The following is a 1488-nucleotide window of genomic DNA, read 5'->3' on the forward strand; positions in this document are numbered from 1 at the left end:
GGCATGTCGTTATACACATCGTGACCGGCGAATCGCGGCCGCGAAAGAACACGTTTACTTTCAATGACATAGAGCAGCGCTTGTAAACTGTCGGCGGATCGCGTCTACTCTCCGCTTTTGAGCGGATGCCTTGGTCACCGGAATCGACGCCCTGGACGCAAACGGAATTCGAGCAACTGGACCTTGGCGACGCGCGCCTGAACAAGCGAGCGAGGCTTTTAATGGAAAGAATGGCGGCCGATCCGACGGCCAGTGTGCCGCAGGCATGTCATGGCTGGGGTGAAACGATAGCGGCGTACCGTTTCTTCGACAACGACAAGGTCCAGTGGCATGCGATTCTGGAGCCGCATTGGCTGCAGACGCAAAAACGGATGCAAACGCATCAGGTCGTGCTCTGTCTGCAAGACACCACCGAGCTTGATTTCAACGGTCAGGAGGCGATCGGACTGGGGCCGTTGACCTATGAGGCGCAGCGCGGGATGTTTGTTCATCCGACCTATGCGGTGACGCCGCAGCGCGAGCCGTTGGGTATTCTGGACGCGTGGATGTGGGCCCGCGAGAAGAAGGACGAATCCGGCCAGCGTGGCGGCCCCAAGGAAAGTTTGCGTTGGATCGAAGGCTACGAGCGCATCGCCGAGATGGCGCCGGACATGCCATCGACCCGCCTGGTGTATGTGGCCGACCGCGAAGCGGATCTGATGGCGTTGATGGAGCGCGCCGATGCGTTGGGCAACCCGGCCGACTGGCTGGTACGTGCCGCGCATAACCGCTGCCTGCCTGAAGGCGATAAGTTGTGGGAGCGCGCCACGCGCGGCGAAGCGGTGGGCGAAATCGCCTTCACGATGGCCGCGCGCCAAGGCGTGAAAGCGCGCACGGTGCGCCAGCGCCTGTGGCTGCAGCGCGTGGAGTTGCCCGCGAGCAAGGGCAAAAGCATCGCAGCAACGTGCCTGGTCGCGCGCGAGTTTGACGCGCCTGCTGGCATCAAACCAATCGAATGGCGCTTGCTGACTAACCGTGCGGCAACCACGCTGGATGAAGCGATCGAATTGATCGAGTGGTATCGGGCGAGATGGGAAATCGAGATCCTGTTCAACGTTCTGAAGAACGGCTGTCAGGTCGAAGAGCTGCAGTTGGGCACGATTGAACGACTCGAGCGTGCGTTGGCGCTGTTTCTTGTGGTGGCTTGGCGTGTGACCTATCTGATGCGGCTGGGCCGGACCTGTCCTGATTTGGACGCGCATCTGTTCTTCGATCCCGATGAAATTCGGGCCGCCCACTTGCTCACGAAATCGCGTATGCCAGCGCAACCCAAGCTCAACGACGTGTTGCGCTTGGTCGCACGCCTCGGTGGTTTCCTCGCTCGCAAGGGCGATGGCGAACCCGGCGCAGAGACCATCTGGAAGGGACTCACGAAAGTTCATATCGCCGCGGAAACCATACGCTTATTGCGCGACGACGGCGGCGACGAGACTTGCGTATAACGAGATG

1 protein-coding gene is annotated in these 1488 nt (G+C 60.6%); it reads left to right on the top strand.

What is annotated here, in order from left to right:
• Positions 1–125 precede the first annotated feature (125 nt).
• Positions 126–1481 carry an IS4 family transposase gene (locus DID96_RS37665; RefSeq protein WP_124604373.1) on the top strand — a complete coding sequence of 452 codons (1356 nt, stop codon included), beginning with the start codon at positions 126–128 and terminating at the stop codon, positions 1479–1481.
• The last annotated feature ends 7 nt before the right edge of the window (positions 1482–1488 follow it).

It is taken from the genome of Burkholderia sp. Bp8963, assembly GCF_003854275.1.
In the GTDB taxonomy this organism is placed as follows: Bacteria; Pseudomonadota; Gammaproteobacteria; order Burkholderiales; family Burkholderiaceae; genus Burkholderia.